This is a genomic window from Janthinobacterium sp. TND4EL3, from assembly GCF_900156175.1.
Classification (GTDB): domain Bacteria; phylum Pseudomonadota; class Gammaproteobacteria; order Burkholderiales; family Burkholderiaceae_D; genus Janthinobacterium.
The window spans coordinates 33,174-50,196 of sequence record NZ_FTMV01000001.1; the positions used below are offsets into that span (position 1 = coordinate 33,174).

A 17,023-nucleotide genomic window follows, 5' to 3' on the forward strand; every position below is an offset into this window, starting at 1 on the left:
GACTATAATGGCCGCATCGTTGCTCTACTTAGTGAAACTTTGCCATGTCAACTTCGCCTTCCGCAAGCAAGTCCTGGATCAAGCCAGCCCTGATCGCCGTCTTCGTGGCGGGCGTGGCGGCAGCCGGCTATCTGTCGCTGAACGACAAGCAAAGGGCGCCGGACGTAACGTTCCACGGCATCCATGGCGAGAAAATCACTTCAAGCAGCCTGCGCGGCAAGGTGGTGATGGTCAATTTCTGGGCCACCTCGTGCACGACTTGCGTGGCGGAAATGCCGGAAATGATCGACACCTACAACAAGTACAAGGGGCAGGGACTGGAATTCGTGGCCGTGGCCATGAAATACGATCCGGCCAACTACGTGCTGAACTTCGCCGAAACGCGCCAGCTCCCGTTCAAGGTGGCGCTCGACGTGACGGGCGAGGCGGCCAAGGCCTACGGCGACGTGGCCCTCACGCCCACCACCTTCGTGCTCGACAAGCAGGGCAAGATCCTCAAGCGCTACGTGGGCAAGCCGGAATTTGCCGAACTGCATAAACTGCTCGAAACGGCCATCGCCGGCTGATCGAGTCCCCCGGTACCGCACAAAACCTTGTTGCTAAAGCTTGCCAACTTGTTATAACCTTCCCAGGCGTGATTCCATTCACCTTGTGAAGGCCAGCCGTGTCCCCAGCCGCTCAATCGCTCGACCCGCAGCAACTCAAAGCCTGGCTGCTTGCCACCGGGAACAAGGACGCCACGGCGTTCCGCCAGCTGTATAACTCCACCGCATCGAAACTGTTTGGCTTCGCGCTGCGTATATTGCATAAGCAAGAGCTCGCTGAAGAAGCCTTGCAAGAGGGGTTCGTCGCCATCTGGAACAACGCCGCCGCTTACCAGAGCCATCTGGCAGCGCCGATGACCTGGATGGCCACCATCGTGCGCAACAAGGCGTTCGATGTGTTGCGGCGCAGCGACGATACCGTGGAAATCGATGCCGAACAGTTTGATAGCGAAGTCATGAATGCACTGCGGGATCCCCAGGCCACGCCGATCGAATCGCTGCAGCTGAGCGGTGACGCCAAGGCGCTGGCGTTTTGCATGTCGGCCCTGGAAGGGCTGCACCGGCAGGTGGTGGCCCTGGCCTTCTATCACGACCTGTCGCACAGCGAAGTGGCGCAGCAGATGTCGCTGCCGATCGGCACCGTGAAGACGTGGATACGCCGCAGCCTGGAACGGCTGCGCACGTGCCTGGCGAAACGGGAGGCATCATGAATATCCGCGGCAATGACGCACTGCGCCAGAAACTGGCGTCCGAATACGTGCTGGGCACCCTGAAAGGGGGCGCGCGGCGGCGTTTCGAAGGCTGGCTGCACAACGACGCCGATTTGCGCAATATCACGGCCGAATGGCGCCAGCGCCTGGAACCGATGGCGGAATTCGCCACGCCCGTGGCGCCGCCCAAGCGCGTGTGGCAGCAGATCGAGCAGCGCCTGCACCTGGCGCCGCAGGGCGGCTGGTCCTTGTTCGGCGATGCGCTGTCGTTCTGGCGTGGCCTGGGCATGGCGTCGAGCGCCATCGCCGCGCTGCTGGTGATCGTCTTGGCCACGCGCGTGATGGAGGCGCCGCAGATCAGCTATGTGGCCAGCCTGACGGACGAGAAGGCGCAAACGGCATTGCTGCTGACGGCCGACAGCCGCCACGGCGCGCTCGAAGTGCGCATGGTGGCCAACGCGCCCGTGCCGGCCGACCGCGACCTGGAACTGTGGGCCGTGCCGAAGAGCGGCAACCCGCGCTCCCTGGGTTTACTGGCCGACAAGGGCAATATAAAACTGGCCCTGTCCCGGCGCGCCCTCGGCAACGACGTGGCCTTGCTGGCCGTTACCCTGGAGCCGAAAGGCGGTTCGCCGAATCCGAATGGACCGACGGGACCGGTTCTCTACAAGGGTAACTGGGTGAAAATGTGATAACGCCTGACCAAACCTACTGCGCGTCGGTATAGGCGGCCTGCGATGCTCACCGTACTAGAAGTACGGTTGCGCTTCTTAGCCACCTATCCCTTCCGCTCGCTACGGTTTTGTCAGACGTTGATACGCTATCAATAACTTACTTAGGATACAGAATCATCTGCGTGCAGCGGAACAGGGCAATCGTCTTGCCCGTTTCCTTGCTTTTCACCACGGCATCCCACACCTGCGTGTTGCGTCCCTTGTGCTCGACCTTGGCCGTGCAGGTGAGCGTGCCTTCGCGGGCCGTGCCCAGGTGGTTCGATTTCAGTTCGATGGTGGTGAAGTTGCTGGCGCCCTCGGGCAGGTTGACGATGCAGCCATAGCCGGACGCCGTGTCGGCCAGGGTCACCACGCTGCCCGCGTGCAGGTAGCCGTTCGGCGCCAGCAGATGCGGCAGTACGGGCAGTTCCGCCGTCAGCTGGCCGTCGCCCACGGCCGTGATGACGATGCCCAGGTGGCCGGGCAGGCGGCCCGTGCCGCGTTCATTCAACATTGCTACGGTGATGTCGGGATTGCTCATGGTCTCTGCTTTTCCTTGTTGTCGTGGTGATGCCGGACAGCGGCAAGGCTGCCGAAAAATACTATGATGATAGCAATTTTTCCGGCAACGGTTTGGCGGCCCCTTATTTCCGGCCGCGCCGCCGTTTCCACCACACCAGGGTGCCCGTCAGCAGGAACAGCAGCGGCATCGAGCCGAAGACGGTAATGAAGGCGCGTCCGGCCACGCCAAACGCCTGGCCCGTATGCAGGGGGAATTGCCAGCCCAGGAAGACATCTCCGGCCGGCGCCCGCAAGGGATCGCGTATGCGCAGGGGCAAGCCGCTGCGCGCGTCCAGCGTGATGCGCGTGGCGCCGTCGCCGTCGGCGATCTCGCCGGGCTGGCGCACGCGGATCTCGTAGGGCTGGTCCTGTTTCGCCGGCAGCACGATGCGCGACACGCGCGCCTGCGGATACAGCTGCTGCGCGGCGGCCATGGCCTGGCCCGCATCGAGCACGGCGCCCTCCTGCTGCACATTCTTGAGTTTTGCCGTCTCCGGCGCCGCCGACACGAGCGCCACCACGGGCACGATCAATTGCGGCAAATTGAAATAGATGCCGGAAAAGGCGATCACGGCCAGCACGGGCGCGGCAAAGAAGCCCGCCGCCTTGTGAAACGTGTAATTGAAACGGGGCCAGGAACCGCCATGCGACACCGTCAGGGCACGCCGGATCGCCGTCCACTGCAGGCGCGGCCACCACAGGCAGATGCCGCTGACGGCCATCAGCAGCAGGGCCACGCCCGAGATACCCGTGATGGTCTTGCCCACGTCGCCCGTCAACAGGTAGCGGTGCAAATGAAACATGCCCGACATCAGCAATGGGCGCGTGAGGCCGAAGCGCCCCCAGTCGCGCTCGCCTTTGACCTGCAAGGTGTAGGGGTCGACCATCACCTGGCGCACGATGGCCTGGCTGAACGGGGACGGCTTGCCGGCCTGGCGGTACGAAGCCACGTACACGTCGCGCGCATCGGCGGGCGGATTGAGCTGGCTCGGCTTGCCGTAGGCGGGGTCGGCCGCAAGCCCATCCACCACGGCTTGCAGCGTGCGCGGCGTCACCTGGAACACCTGGCCCGGCGCGGGCGTGCTCGCTTGCAACAAATTCGGATTCAGATACGCGTCAAGCTCCGGCATCCAGGCGATGGCGGAACCCGTCAAGCCCAGCAGGACGAACAGGGCGCCGAACCATAGCCCCACGTACAGGTGCAGTTTGCTGAGCAACCACTTGATCGGGCGTCGGGACATGTAAACTTTAGAGAATTTTGGGCTGCGGAACGATAGCATGAAAGAGAGGGAGTGAAAATCATTATCAACTGGCCTCCTGCCTGGCCTGCATAGCGCAAATCACGCAACAAGCGCTGACAGCGGGGCGATTTTCTTGCTACTATGCGCCCATGTCTTCCCGCCAGCCATCCCGCAAGCCTTCCCCGGCATCCGCCCTCGCGCGCACGCCGTGGCAGCTGTGCGTGGCGCTGTTCAGTGCGCTGGCCCTCGTGTTCCTGCTGTCGACGGCCGCTTCGCACCTGCACAAGACGACGCTCGACGCGGAAGAGTGCGCGCTGTGCGCCACGGTCATCGACAAGGTGGCCGACATCGCCGTGCCGCCGGCCATCGCCGAGCCGCCCGCCCAGTTACTGCCGTACCGCCTGCTGGCCACCGCGCCCGCCACCCTGGCGCCCGCCGCCATCCGCATCCTGCCGCCCGTGCGCGGCCCGCCTGCCGCCTCGCTGTAGTTCCCACGCCGTTTTTTTCCTTTTCAGGCTGCACCGCCGCGCGCCGCGTTCTCCGCATGCGCGCCGGGCAGCCTGGCGTTGACTATTTTCGAGGTTTACCATGCAACACACACCACGCCTGAGCGCGCTGTCGCTCGCCCTTGCCAGCCTGTTTACCGTTTCCGCCCACGCCGCCGAGCCTGCCGACGCCACTAGCGATGCCGCCCCGCCAGAGATGCAAAAGGTGGAAGTCACCTCCGCCCACCTGAAAAGCGCGCGCATCGAGCTGTCGCCGAAGGTCGGCACCACCATCTACAGCATCGACAGCCATATGGTCGACATGCTGGGCCAGGGCGACAACACGCCGTTCAATGAAGTGCTGCTGCGCCTGCCGGGCGTGTCGCAGGATTCGAAGGGCTCGGGCGCCTTGCACGTGCGCGACGACCATGCCAACGTGCAATACCGCATCAATGGCGTGCAATTGCCCGAAAGCATCAGCGGCTTCGGCCAATCCATCGACACGCGCTTGATCGACAAGACGGATTTCATGACGGGCGCCTTGCCGGCCCAGTTCGGCCTGCGCACGGCCGGGATTGTCGATATTGAAACAAAAGAGGGCGGCATGACGCCGGGCGGGCGCATCGGCATCATGGTCGGCAGCCACGACCACGTGGAACCGAGTGCCGAATTTTTCGGCAGCGTGGGCAAATTCAATTACTACCTGTCCGGCAGCTACCTGGGCAATGCACTGGGCGTGGAAAACCCGCAAGCCACGCGCAGCGCCCTGCACGACAAGACGCGCCAGAACAAATCGTTCGGCAGCCTGTCGTATTTCCTCGATGACAACACACGCCTGGGCGCCATGTTCGGCACCTATAACGGCCGCTTCCAGATCCCGAACAACCCGGACCAGGCGCCGGGCTTCTCGCTGGCCGGCCACAGCGACGCGCAGGCGGGCACGTCCACGCTGCCGTCGTCGCAGCTGAATGAAAACCAGCGCGAAGTGAACCGTTTTCTCGTGCTGTCGCTGCAAAAAAGCCTGGGTGACGTCAATTACCAGGTCTCCGCCTTCCACCAGTATTCGGAACTGCACTTCACGCCCGACGCCATCGGCGACCTGATCTACAACGGCGTGGCCTCCGATGCGCGCCGCGCGAACAGCGCCTCCGGTGCCCAGTTCGACATCAGCTACAAGCTGCACCAGGACCACACCGTGCGCGCGGGCCTGGCCTATACGCGCCAGAAGACGACGAGCGACAACACGGTGGCCGTGTTCCCCGCCATGGACGGGGCGCAAACCTCCACCACGCCGTTCAGCATCCTGGACAACAGCGGCAAGACGGGCACCCTGGCCAGTGTCTACCTGCAGGATGAATGGCATATCAGCAAACCGCTGACCCTGAACTACGGCGCCCGCTTCGACAAGGTCTCGGCCTACACGAGCGAGCAGCAATGGAGCCCTCGCGTCAACCTGGCTTACCAGATCGCGCCGGGCACGGCCCTGCACGCGGGCTATTCGCGCTACTTCACGCCGCCGCCGCAGGAATTGGCCGCGCAAGCCAGCATCGACCTGTACGCCAACACGACGAATGCACCGGAAATCGGCCAGTCCGACAACGTCAAGTCCGAGCGCACGCACTACTATGACGTGGGCATCAGCCACCAGGTCAATTCAAAACTGACCGTGACGGCCGATGTATATTATAAAAAGATCAACAATCTGCTGGACGAAGGCCAGTTCGGCCAGGCGTTGATCCTGACGCCGTTCAACTATGCGGACGGCTACGCCAAGGGCCTGGAATTGTCCGCCATCTACAGCGAGAAAAACTGGGGCCTGTTCCTCAATGCCAGCACGCAAAAGGCGCAGGGCCGCAACATCAATTCGGGGCAAGCCCTGTTTGGCGCCGATGAGTTGAACTACATCAGCCAGCACTATGTCTACCTCGATCATGACCAGAAATACACGCTGTCCGGTGGCGGCCACTATCACTTCGGCGACTCGCAAGTGAGCGCTGACTTCCTCTACGGCAGCGGCCTGCGCATGACGCCGGATGGCGGCGCGCCGAATTCCGGCCATCTGCCCAGTTACTTCACCGTCAACACGGCGCTCACGCACACGTGGAAGAACACGCCCGTGGGCAAGGTAGAAGGACGCTTGGCCCTGATCAACCTGTTCGACAAGTCGTACCTGCTGCGCGACGGTTCCGGCGTGGGCGTGGGAGCGCCGCAGTACGGCGCACGCCGCAGCATCTACGCCGGCCTGTCCACCAGTTTTTAACACCTGACAGTAGCTACTGCGCGGCGTGGGGCGCGGCCTCCGATGCTCACTGTGCCAAAGCACAGCTGCGCTTCTCGGCCACGCCGCACATCCGCTCGCCACGCTTCTGTCCAGGTGTTGTAAGTCGCGCGAAGACAGCGGCAGGGAGCAACGCCTGCCGCTGTCGGTTGCCGTACTGTGTCATGACTTATCCCCAGGTGATGGCTTTCTGTCCATGCGCCTGCAGATACGCGTTGGCCAGGCTGAACGGCTTGCTGCCAAAGAAACCTTTGCTAGCCGACAAGGGCGAAGGGTGGGGCGCCGCCAGCACCAGGTGCTTGCCGGGATCGATCAGGCTGCGCTTGGCTTGCGCGTAGCCGCCCCACAGCATGAAGACCAGGTGTTCGCGCTCGGTGGACAGGTGGCCGATGGCGCTGTCCGTCAGCTTTTCCCAGCCCTTGGCCGCGTGCGAACCGGCCGCCCCTGCGCGCACCGTCAGCACGCTGTTGAGCAAGAACACGCCTTGCTGCGCCCAATCGGACAAATCCGTGCGCGTGCGCACCACGCCCACGTCGCTCTGTAATTCCTTGAAGATATTCTGCAGGCTCGGCTGCGGCGGCGTGCCTTCGGGAATCGAAAAACACAGCCCCATGGCGGCGCCCGGCGTGTGATACGGGTCTTGCCCCAGGATCACGACTTTGACTTGCTCGAATGGCGTCAGGTCGAAGGCGCGAAAAATGTATTTACCGGGAGGAAAACACGGCCCCGCCGCGTACTCTTCCTTCACGAAGGCGGCCAGGCGCTCCCAGTAGGGCTGGGCAAACTCCCCCTCCAGCCGCGCCTTCCACGATGCGTCGATGCGTACGTCCATGCGTCACCTCATAGCTTATTCGTCAACCATGCTTTTCCAGCATGCCAGTATAGGACGCTCAGCCGCATGAGGTGGACACGATACGAACAGGCAAAAAAAAGCCGCCCGGCTTCGCAGCGGGCGGCTTGATACGGCGCAAGGTGCTTAGAAATTCAGCGCCGATTCCACGCCGGCGCTGTGCGCCTGCTCATCCGCGTGGTACGAGCTGCGCACCATGGCGCCCACGGCGGCGTGGGTGAAGCCCATTTTGTACGCTTCCTCTTCGAACATTTTGAAGACGTCCGGGTGCACGTAGCGGCGCACGGGCAAGTGGCTGTTCGATGGCGCCAGGTACTGGCCGATGGTCAGCATGTCGATGTCGTGCTCGCGCATGTCGCGCATCACTTGCAGGATTTCCTCGTCCGTCTCGCCCAGGCCCACCATGATGCCGGACTTGGTTTTGACGTCCGGGTACATGGCCTTGAAGTCCTTCAGCAATTTCAGCGAGTGCATGTAGTCCGAGCCGGGGCGCGCTTCCTTGTACAGGCGCGGCGCCGTTTCCAGGTTGTGGTTCATGACGTCAGGCAAGCCATCCTTGAACAGGTCCAGGGCTTTTTCCAGGCGGCCACGGAAGTCGGGCACCAGCACTTCGATGCGGGTGTTCGGCGACAGGGCGCGCGTTTGCTGGATGCACTCGACGAAGTGGCCGGCGCCGCCGTCGCGCAAGTCATCGCGGTCGACGGAAGTGATGACGACGTAGTTCAGGCGCAGCTTGGCGATGGTTTTCGACAGGTTGGCCGGCTCGTCCTTGTCCAGCGGGTCCGGGCGGCCATGGCCCACGTCGCAGAACGGGCAGCGGCGCGTGCACTTGTCGCCCATGATCATGAAGGTGGCCGTGCCCTTGCCGAAGCACTCGCCGATGTTCGGGCAGCTGGCTTCCTCGCACACGGTGACGAGCTTGTTTTCGCGCAGGATGTCCTTGATTTCATAGAAACGGGTCGAAGCCGAAGCGGCCTTGACGCGGATCCAGTCCGGCTTTTTCAGGCGCTCGATCTGCTCGATCGGGACGATCTTGATCGGGATGCGCGACGTCTTGCTGGCGCCTTTTTGCTTTTCGCTCGGGTTGTACGCAGGAGCGGCAGTAGCGGCGGGGGCGGTGCTGGAAATGGTCTCAGAAGTCATGGCTGCAAGCCCTTGACGGGCATGTTGGTTTGTTTGCTCAGGCATCCGCTGCCTGAGGCGCGCCTGCGGCGCTGTTTACTTCGCTTACATCGAGTAATACGGTCAATTCCTGGGCCAGGGCCCGCTGCACCTCGGCCAGCGGCGCCACCACGCCCATGCTGCGCATGTCCACCGTCTTCAGGCCGGAATAGCCGCAGGGGTTAATCCAGGAAAACGGCGCCAGGTCCATCGCCACGTTGAGCGATACGCCATGGTAGGTGCAGCCGTTGCCGCGCACTTTCAATCCCAGCGCGGCAATCTTCGCACCCTTGCTTGGTCCGCCGGCGATATAGATGCCAGGCGCGCCATCGATGCGTTCGCCAGCGAGATTATACGCCGCCAGCACGTTGATGATGGCTTGCTCGATTTTATGCACGAACTGGCGCGCATACAGCTTGCCGCCCGGCTTGTTGCGGCGCAAGTCCATCAGCAGGTAAATCACCACCTGGCCGGGGCCGTGGAACGTGACTTCGCCGCCCCGGTCCGTCTGCACCACGGGCACATTCTCGGCGCCGGCCAGCAGATGGCCGCGGTCGGCCGCCAGGCCCAACGTAAATACGGGCGGATGCTCGACGATCCACAGTTCGTCGCGCGTATCCGTCGTGCGCGCGTCGGTGAACGCGCGCATGGCGGCAAAGGTCGGCTCGTAATCGACGCGGCCCAGCTCGCGGATCAGCGCCGTTTCGGTGCGGGTGGTGGTCATGACAGATTCTGTAATCAACTGCCGGCGCCCTGCGGACGCTGCGGCGAAGCCGTGATTATAAGCCAGGCCGCCGAATCATTCAGCCCCGGGCGCCGGCAACAGCAGCAAGTTGCCCAATTTTTGCGCAGCATGGCGCACCTGGGCCAGGCTCAGCGCCGTGTAGCCGAGCAGCACGGCTGGCGCCAATTTTGCGCTGTGGCAAAAGTCACCGAGCGGCTGCAGCGCCATCCCGTCTTGCGCCGCGCGCGCGCAAAAGGCCCGCTCGTCGCTGTCCGGCGGCAGCCACAGCACGCAATGAAAGCCCGCCTGCTGGCCGGAAATGGTGTAGCGCCCGGGCGCCGTCTGCTCCAGGCAGGCCAGCAGCAGGTCGCGCCGCTCCTTGTAGGCGAGCCTGGCCTGGCGCAGATGGCGCACGAAAGCGCCTTCCTCCATCCAGGCGGCCAGCGCCAGCTGTTCCGTCACGCCCACGGAGCGGCCCGTCAATTGCAGGGTGCGCAGCAGCTGCGGGCGCAAGGCGGGCGGCAGCACCATGAAGCCCACGCGCAGGCCGGCAAACAGGGTCTTATTAAAACTGCCACAATAAATCACGCGCTGGTATTGATCGAGCGCCTTCAGGGCCGCCAGCGGGGCGCTGTGGTAATTGAATTCGCTGTCGTAATCGTCTTCCACCACCCAGGCGCCGCTGTCGTTTGCCCACTCCAATAGCGCCAGGCGGCGCGTGACGGACATGGTCACGCCCAGCGGCGACTGGTGCGCCGGCGTCACGTAGGCCAGGCGCGCGTCGGGATGCAGGCGCAGGGCGGCGTCATCGATGCCCTCGGCGTCGACGGCGATGTCCACGGGCACGGCACCGGCCAGGCCGAACAGGGCGCGCGCGGCCGGGTAGCCCGGTTCTTCCAGGCACACCTTGTCGCCATCGCGCACGACGTTGCGTGCCAGCAAGTCGAGCGCATGGCGGATACCGGTGGTGACGACGATGTCGTGCGGATCGCAGCGGATGCCGCGGTACCTGGCGAGGAAATCGGCGATCTGCTGGCGCAGCTGGGGCAGGCCGGCCGGATCGGCGCTGCACAGCTGCTCCGGCGTGGCGGCCGCCAGCGCCCGCGTGGCGCATTTCGACCAGGCGGCCATGGGAAACAGGCTGGCGTCGGCGCGCCGGGCCACGAAGGGCAGGCCGTCGCGCACGCCCGTGTCCGGGGCGGGCGCGGGCGTGCGCGCCGGCGCGGCCGGGGCTGCATCGCCGAAGCCTGCCATCAGGAAGCGTTCCGGCACGACGGCGCACACGCGCGTGCCGGAGCCGGGCACGCGCGTCACGTAGGCTTCCGCATGCAGGCGGTCGAAGACGGTTTCGATGGTGCCACGCGACAGTTCCCACCGTTCCGCCAGGGTGCGGCTGGACGGCAGGCGGCTGCCCGCCGGCAGCATCTTCGTCAGGATGGCCGAGCGCAGCGCTTCATACGCGCCGTCCTGCTTGTTGACGCCAGCCTTGTCGAGCCAGCTGGTGGGGCGGGGCAGGTCCAGGGCGTGCGGTGATTTTCCTCGCGGCATGGTGATGATCGTCCAAGTGGTCCAATGAAATGAGTGCTGACTGGCACTTGGCATTACACCACAACCATTCTACTCTCGCCGTTCCGCTGCATCAGCGTGGCGCAGCGTGCAATCTTGCCTTTGGAAAAAATGATCAAAAATACATTCCTGCCGCTGTGGGCCTGGGGCGGCATCGTGCTGCTGCTGGTCTGCCTGTCGCGCATCAGCATCGATATCTATTTACCCTCGCTGCCGGCCATGGCCGATGCCCTGCACGCCAGCGATGCCCAGTTGCAACTGACCCTGAGCCTGTTCATGGCCGGCTCGGCCGCCTCGATGCTGGCCTGCGGGCCGCTGGCGGACCGCTGGGGACGCCGTCCCGTGCTGCTGGCCGGCACGGGCATTTTTGTGCTCGCCAGCATCGTCTGCACCGTGACTTCCGATGTGCACGTGCTGATCGCCGCGCGCGTGCTGCAGGCGTTCGGCGGCTGCAGCGGCACCATCATCGGCCGGGTCATGGTGCGCGACCGCTTCGATCCCGCCACGCAGGCACGCATGCTGGGGCAAATTTCGATGGCGATGGGCTTGTCGCCGATCCTGGCGCCGCTGGCCGGCAGCATGATTGACGCGGCATTCGGCTGGCGCGCCGTGTTCGGCGTGCTGTGCCTGCTCGGCGCGCTGTCGCTGTGGCTGATCGCCGCCTGGGTGCCGGAAACCAGGCCGGCCAGCGTTGTGCCACAGGGCAATACCCTGGCACTGTACCGCCGCCTGCTGGGCGACGCGTATTTCCTGCGCTATGCGCTGGCCATCGGCTGCGTGTACTGCACGTATTTCCCCTTCATCGCGGAATCGTCCGTACTCTTGCAAAGGGGCATGCACCTGTCGCCCGGCGCGTATGCGCTGGTGTTCGGGCTGACGGTGAGCGGCTATATCGCGGGGTCGAGCCTGTTCCGCGCGCTGGGACCGCGCCTGGGCGCCGACCACATGCTGGGCGTGGCGGTGCTGCTCAATGTGGCGGGGGCGGCCAGTTTGTTGCTGGCGGGTACGTTGGCGCCGCGGCACGTGGCGTCGCTGGTGGCGCCCATGCTGCTGGTAATGGTGTCGGTGGGCATGGCGATTCCCGCCTGCCAGCTGGCCGTGCTGCAGCCATATGGCGCCCGGGCGGGCAGCGCCTCGGGCCTGTTCTTCTTCGTGCAGATGGCAATCACGGCCGCCTGCGGCGCCGTCATCGCCGCCATCACGGACGGCAGCGAAAAACCGCTGCTGTGGGTGACGGCGGCGGCCAGCGCCGCCTTCGCCCTCGTGTGGCTGCTGACGAAGCGCAGCAGCAGCGTGGCCGAAGCCGAGCTTACATGACGATCTTGACCATCGGGTGGGCCGACAGCGCCGAATACAGCGCATCGAGCTGTTCGCGGCTGATGGCGCGCACGGTGACGGTCAGGCCCGTGTAATTGCCCTTGCCCGACGGGCGCTCTTCCAGGCGCCCGACGTGGAAGGTCGGATCGTGGCTGACGACCAGTTCGAGGATGGTGGGGGCGAAGTCGACATGCGTCGGCCCCATCACCTTGATGGGAAAATCGCTCGGATATTCGATCAGCGATTCGCTGGGGGGGATGGCTTGCATAAGGACTCCAATCAGTGCCGGTAAGAACAGGCGGCGCGGCTGAAGCGCGGCGGCTGCATAAAAGCGTATTGTAGCCAACTTTAAGGGCCGGCGCCCGCCGCCATGGCGCCGGCGGCAAGGCAAAAAAAAGCCAGCTGGCTAAGCTGGCGGAAAACTATTTCGTTTGGACAAAATAGCCGGAAAAGTCAATGCTGTCACTTGGAGGATAAGCAGTGGTCGTACTGTAAGCAAAATACGGCGGCTTTGCCTCCGGCATGTGACGAACTGCACATTTTTCGGCTTGAACGTCGATACGGCGCGACAGACGGCATGGCCGTCAACGCTCCACTTCCTGCATCCGGCCATTGCGGCCGGGATTGCCGCGCTCATTGCCTCGTTCATTGCTGCGTTCACGGGGCGGATTGGGACGCTCGGCACTGCGCGCTTCCTGGGGCGGACGCGCGGCAGGGGCCGGCGGCGGCGCAGGGCGCGGGGCGGCCACGGGCGGCGGCGCCGGCAACGATGGCGGCGGGGCCGTCTGCAGCACCTCGCGGCGGGGGCCACGCTCTGCGCGCTCCCAGCGGTTGCCGTCCGGACGCGGTGCCTCGGCAGGACGCTCGATGACAGGGCGCGGCTGCGGCCGTTCGGCGCGGGACCATTCGGCGCGGGGCCGTTCCTCGCCGCGCCAGCCGGGGCGGGCCACATGGTCTTGCACCGGTGGCAAGGCCGGCACCGCAGGCATCACGGGCTGGGCCGGCATGGGTGGATGCTGCGGCTGTTGCGGCTGTTGCGGCTGTTGCGGCTGTTGCGGCTGCGCCGGCACGGGCGGCCGGTTCGGCTGCATGGGATGCGGCGCCAGGTGCGTCTGGCCCTCGTCCGTCTGCAAGCGGCCAGGGCGGTTGACCCAGTCGCGCCGGGGCTCGCGCTCGCCGCGCGGCGCCTCAACGGGGCGCTGCCAGTTGCCGGCCGGCGCAGGCGCCGTACTCAGCGGCAAGCTTTGCATGACGGGCGGCGGCATGGTGGTGCGGTTACGGCGCGGTACGTCGACCGTGCGCTGCCCGCCAAACCGCTCGCCCGGCAGCATGGTCATGCCTTCGCGGCGTTCGCGTTCTCCCTGCTGCCCCATGACGGGGCGGCGGCCGTCGGCGTAGCGGTTGATGCGGCGTTCATAGTCGGCACTGGCGCGGTAGCCGGGCACGTAGCGGTCGCGCGGCGACAGGGGGAACCAGCCGACGCCGGGCGCGGGCCGCTGGCCATGCTGCGGCCAATGGTTGCCGCCGACCCAGCCCACCAGCGCCGGCGCCCACGGCACGCGCGCGCGCTCGCGGCCGGGCGCCCAGCCCCAGCGGTGGCCCAGCAGCACCCAGCGGCCGTAGTGCGACGGGGCATAGCCCCACGGCGCATTGTCGACCCAGGTCCAGCCCCACGGCGCGATCCACGTCCAGCGCCCGTCGCTGTATGGCACCCAGCCGGCCGGCACCGCGCTGGGCAGCCACAGGGGGCCATATTCCGCGTCGTCCTGCCAGGCGCCGTAGCGGTCCAGTTCTTCATAGCCTGTCGTATCGTCCGTGACATAGCGCAAGGCCGGCGCGGAGGCGGGCAGGGCTTCGGGCCAGTTGTCGAACGCCACGCGCTGCACGGACCCCGTGCGCAATTCCTCATCCGTCAGCTCGGCGCGCTTGCCGGCACGCAAGGTCACGCTGCCCGTCGCGCCATCCACGTCGGCCGCGCCGTCGAGCACGCTGATGACGCTGGTGCCGGGCGGGCGTTCCGCTTCGATGCGCACCCAGCCCGGCTGCGTGAGGATCACGCGGGCCTGGGCCGTGGTCAGCTCGAAGCCGCGCAACGCATCGGGATTGCGCACGCGCACGCTGACGGTGCCATAGCTGAGGTGCAATTTGAAACTGTCGTCATCGAGCTCGCTCACTTCCAGCTCGGAATCGCCATCGAGGCGCACGGCGGCCGCGCCCACGCGAAACTCGGCCAGCGCGCCGCGCAGGGTGCTCAAGCGGTTATCCGTCGTAACGGGCCAGTTCAAGAGGGCGTTTTGCGCGTCGCCGTCGCCGGCGCGCACCAGCACTTGCCCTTCGACGGTGGAAATGCGGCCCACGCGGGCGGGCGGGTCCTGCGCCAGGGCCAGCGTGCACGCCGACGACAGCAGCACGGCGCACACGGTGTTCAGGAGGGGGGAAGACAGGATAGGACGCATGGCAGCGCTCCAGGCAGGACTACAAGGAAGACATGCTACTGATTACATCCGCATCGTGCGGGCATCGCAAGCGGGCTTACAAATGTTTGCATCTTGGCTTGCATATGGCCTTGGCTCAGGATGCCGCCTGGCTGCCCCGCTTGACGAAGAACAAGGCCGTGCCGACGGCCACCAGCAGGCCGCCGAAGAAGCGGTTCTGCTTCTTCACGGCGCGCGCGTCGCGGAAAAAACGCTGCATCGACGAAGCCAGGAAGGCGTAGCCGTGCATGACGAGCAGGTCGATCGTGCACATGGTGACGGCCAGGATCAGCAGCTGCGGCAGCAGCGGTGCCGTGGGGCTGATGAATTGCGGCAACACCGCCACCATGAAGATGATGCCTTTCGGATTCGTCACGTTGGTCAGGAAACCCGTCAGCACGCGCCGGCGCAGCGACGGCAGCACGGCCGCCGCATGCAGGTCGCCCGTCACCGCCACCCTGGCGCGCCATTGCGACAGGCCCAGGTAGATCAGGTACAGCGCGCCCACCGTCTTGACGATATTGAACGCCACTTCGGAAGCGAGCAGCAGGGAACCGACCCCGGCGCCGGCGATGCCCAGCACCACGAGCAGCCCCAGCTGCAGGCCCAGGATGGTGGCGCTGGCCCTTCTGACCCCGTACGACAGGCCGTGCGACATCGACAGCACGGCGCCCGATCCCGGCGAGACGGCGATGATGGAAGCGGCGAAGACAAAGGCGATCCAGGTGGCGAAATGCATGCGGTGTCCAAAAAATGGTGACGAGAAGCAATTTTAACCCGGTCAGTGCGGCCCTGCCGGCCTTCGCTGAGGTAAGATCAGGGTCGTGCTTTTCCTTGCCGTACAACCAAGAACAACATCATGAAAAACAATACTTTCCAAGCTCCAACATTCCCTGCCACCGCCACGGGAGCGCGCTGAGATGGCCGGCTCCAGCCTGCTGGCCCTGCTCGACGACATCGCCAGCATCCTCGATGACGTTTCCCTGATGACCAAGGTGGCCGCCAAGAAGACGGCCGGCGTGCTCGGCGACGACCTGGCCCTGAATGCGCAGCAAGTGGCCGGCGTGCGCGCCGAACGCGAACTGCCCGTCGTGTGGGCCGTCGCCGTCGGTTCACTGAAGAACAAGGCCATCCTCGTACCCGCCGCGCTGGCCATCAGCGCGTTCGCGCCGTGGGCCATCACGCCGCTCTTGATGGTGGGCGGCGCCTACCTGTGCTTCGAGGGTTTCGAAAAGATCGCCCACAAATACCTGCACCCGGACGACAGCCACAAGGCCGAGCTGGCGCAGGCGCTGCGCGACCCGCAAGTCGACCTCGTGGCCCTGGAAAAGGACAAGATCAAGGGCGCCATCCGCACCGACTTCATTTTGTCGGCGGAAATCATCGTCATCGCCCTGGGCACGGTGGCCACGGCCACCTTCGCCGAGCAGGTGGCCGTCGTCGTCGGCATCGCCCTCCTCATGACGGTGGGCGTGTATGGCCTGGTGGCGGGCATCGTCAAGCTCGACGACGCGGGCTTTTACCTGGCGGCGCGCAAGGGCGCGGGCGCGCTGATGGATGGCGTGCGCGGCTTTGGCCGCATGCTCGTGTCGGCGGCGCCGAAACTGATGAAATTCCTGTCCGTGGTGGGCACGCTGGCCATGTTCATGGTGGGCGGCGGCATTCTGACGCACGGCTGGCCGTGGGCCAGCGCCATGCTGCACCATGCGGAAGAAGCGGTGGGCAGCGTGGCCGGCATCGGCCCCGTGCTGGCCGCCGTCACGCCCAGCCTGATCAACGCGGTGGCGGGCGTCATCGCCGGCGCCCTGGTGCTGGCCGGCGTCACGGCCGTGTCGGCTTTGTTGCGCATGATCAAGCCAAGCAAATAGGCTTTCTGGTCTGATGGAGCGGCAGGCGCATCCGTGCCTGCCGCTCCGGCCATGCCGGCGGCGCCGTCCGTCCATGGAGACCCTATGCGGACTTCCCCCGTCCCACGCCCCAGCAGCGCCTTCATCGGCGCTTCCTGGGCGGCATTGCTGATCGGCATCGTCACTTATCTGTCCGGCCTGTGGAACGCCACGATGGCGCTCAACGAGAAGGGCTATTACTTCACGATCCTCACCTACGGCCTGTTCGCCGCCATCCCGCTGCAAAAATCCGTGCGCGACCGCGCGGAAGGCATCGCCGTGACGGGGATTTACTTTGGCCTGTGCTGGATTTCCGTGCTGCTGGCCTTGCTGTTATTGACGGTCGGCCTGTGGCACGCTAATCTGCAAAACAGCGAAAAGGGTTTCTATGCCATGGCGTTTTTACTCAGCCTGTTTGCCGCCGTGGCCGTGCAAAAGAATGTGCGCGACGTGGCGCGCGCCTCAGCCGCCGCAACCGCCGAGGCGCAGGGAACCTAGCGGCCGCCCATGTG

The 17,023-nt window shown here is 65.2% G+C and carries 17 protein-coding genes; 8 read left to right on the top strand and 9 right to left on the bottom strand.

What is annotated here, in order from left to right; all coding sequences use genetic code 11:
- Positions 1-44: 44 nt before the first annotated feature.
- From BXA07_RS00170 to BXA07_RS00180, 3 genes are all read left to right on the top strand, one after another.
- Entirely contained in the window at positions 45-566 is a 522-nt protein-coding gene (locus BXA07_RS00170; protein ID WP_076564599.1) for a peroxiredoxin family protein, read from the top strand.
- A gap of 98 nt (positions 567-664) precedes the next feature.
- Positions 665-1,255, top strand: a complete 591-nt coding sequence (locus BXA07_RS00175; RefSeq protein WP_076564603.1) for a sigma-70 family RNA polymerase sigma factor — start codon at positions 665-667, stop codon at positions 1,253-1,255.
- Positions 1,252-1,947 carry an anti-sigma factor gene (locus tag BXA07_RS00180; RefSeq protein WP_076564605.1) on the top strand — a complete coding sequence of 232 codons (696 nt, stop codon included), beginning with the start codon at positions 1,252-1,254 and terminating at the stop codon, positions 1,945-1,947. Before BXA07_RS00175 ends, BXA07_RS00180 begins: the two co-directional genes overlap by 4 nt.
- A gap of 139 nt (positions 1,948-2,086) precedes the next feature.
- On the opposite strand, the gene BXA07_RS00185 is transcribed toward BXA07_RS00180, so the two are convergent.
- Both BXA07_RS00185 and BXA07_RS00190 read right to left on the bottom strand, forming a co-directional pair.
- The gene (locus BXA07_RS00185) at positions 2,087-2,509 is read right to left on the bottom strand and encodes a PaaI family thioesterase (protein WP_076564607.1); all 423 of its coding nucleotides are present in this window, start codon (positions 2,507-2,509) and stop codon (positions 2,087-2,089) included.
- 103 nt (positions 2,510-2,612) lie between these two features.
- Positions 2,613-3,770, bottom strand: a complete 1,158-nt coding sequence (locus tag BXA07_RS00190) for a PepSY-associated TM helix domain-containing protein (RefSeq protein ID WP_076564609.1) — start codon at positions 3,768-3,770, stop codon at positions 2,613-2,615.
- A gap of 149 nt (positions 3,771-3,919) precedes the next feature.
- Between BXA07_RS00190 and BXA07_RS00195 the strand changes: the two genes are divergently transcribed.
- Both BXA07_RS00195 and BXA07_RS00200 read left to right on the top strand, forming a co-directional pair.
- Complete coding sequence (locus tag BXA07_RS00195) at positions 3,920-4,258, top strand: hypothetical protein (RefSeq protein WP_076564611.1); 339 nt, start codon at positions 3,920-3,922, stop codon at positions 4,256-4,258.
- 100 nt (positions 4,259-4,358) lie between these two features.
- Entirely contained in the window at positions 4,359-6,515 is a 2,157-nt protein-coding gene (locus BXA07_RS00200) for a TonB-dependent receptor (RefSeq protein WP_076564613.1), read from the top strand.
- Positions 6,516-6,702: 187 nt separating this feature from the next.
- On the opposite strand, the gene ung is transcribed toward BXA07_RS00200, so the two are convergent.
- The 4 genes from ung to BXA07_RS00220 all read right to left on the bottom strand — a co-directional run bounded on the left by ung (position 6,703) and on the right by BXA07_RS00220 (position 10,816).
- Complete coding sequence (ung, locus tag BXA07_RS00205) at positions 6,703-7,365, bottom strand: uracil-DNA glycosylase (RefSeq protein WP_076564615.1); 663 nt, start codon at positions 7,363-7,365, stop codon at positions 6,703-6,705.
- A 144-nt stretch (positions 7,366-7,509) separates the two neighbouring features.
- Entirely contained in the window at positions 7,510-8,526 is a 1,017-nt protein-coding gene (gene lipA / locus BXA07_RS00210; protein WP_076564617.1) for a lipoyl synthase, read from the bottom strand.
- 37 nt (positions 8,527-8,563) lie between these two features.
- Complete coding sequence (gene lipB, locus BXA07_RS00215) at positions 8,564-9,268, bottom strand: lipoyl(octanoyl) transferase LipB (protein ID WP_076564619.1); 705 nt, start codon at positions 9,266-9,268, stop codon at positions 8,564-8,566.
- Positions 9,269-9,343: 75 nt separating this feature from the next.
- Positions 9,344-10,816: a MocR-like pyridoxine biosynthesis transcription factor PdxR gene (locus BXA07_RS00220; RefSeq protein WP_076564621.1), complete on the bottom strand. Its 1,473-nt coding sequence runs from the start codon at positions 10,814-10,816 to the stop codon at positions 9,344-9,346.
- 129 nt (positions 10,817-10,945) lie between these two features.
- Between BXA07_RS00220 and BXA07_RS00225 the strand changes: the two genes are divergently transcribed.
- The gene (locus BXA07_RS00225) at positions 10,946-12,151 is read left to right on the top strand and encodes a multidrug effflux MFS transporter (protein WP_076564623.1); all 1,206 of its coding nucleotides are present in this window, start codon (positions 10,946-10,948) and stop codon (positions 12,149-12,151) included.
- On the opposite strand, the gene BXA07_RS00230 is transcribed toward BXA07_RS00225, so the two are convergent.
- The 3 genes from BXA07_RS00230 to BXA07_RS00240 all read right to left on the bottom strand — a co-directional run bounded on the left by BXA07_RS00230 (position 12,144) and on the right by BXA07_RS00240 (position 15,364).
- The gene (locus BXA07_RS00230) at positions 12,144-12,419 is read right to left on the bottom strand and encodes a DUF493 family protein (protein ID WP_076564625.1); all 276 of its coding nucleotides are present in this window, start codon (positions 12,417-12,419) and stop codon (positions 12,144-12,146) included. The two genes, BXA07_RS00225 and BXA07_RS00230, sit on opposite strands and share 8 nt — an antisense overlap.
- 316 nt (positions 12,420-12,735) lie before the next feature.
- The gene (locus BXA07_RS00235; RefSeq protein ID WP_076564627.1) at positions 12,736-14,607 is read right to left on the bottom strand and encodes a DUF6600 domain-containing protein; all 1,872 of its coding nucleotides are present in this window, start codon (positions 14,605-14,607) and stop codon (positions 12,736-12,738) included.
- 115 nt (positions 14,608-14,722) lie between these two features.
- Positions 14,723-15,364, bottom strand: a complete 642-nt coding sequence (locus tag BXA07_RS00240) for a LysE family transporter (protein WP_076564629.1) — start codon at positions 15,362-15,364, stop codon at positions 14,723-14,725.
- Between the two features lie 181 nt (positions 15,365-15,545).
- Here BXA07_RS00240 and BXA07_RS00245 point away from each other — a divergent pair, with 181 nt between their 5' ends.
- The gene (locus BXA07_RS00245; protein WP_076564631.1) at positions 15,546-16,493 is read left to right on the top strand and encodes a DUF808 domain-containing protein; all 948 of its coding nucleotides are present in this window, start codon (positions 15,546-15,548) and stop codon (positions 16,491-16,493) included.
- 84 nt (positions 16,494-16,577) lie between these two features.
- Positions 16,578-17,009: an inner membrane protein YiaA gene (yiaA, locus tag BXA07_RS00250; RefSeq protein WP_076564633.1), complete on the top strand. Its 432-nt coding sequence runs from the start codon at positions 16,578-16,580 to the stop codon at positions 17,007-17,009.
- Positions 17,010-17,023 lie beyond the last annotated feature (14 nt).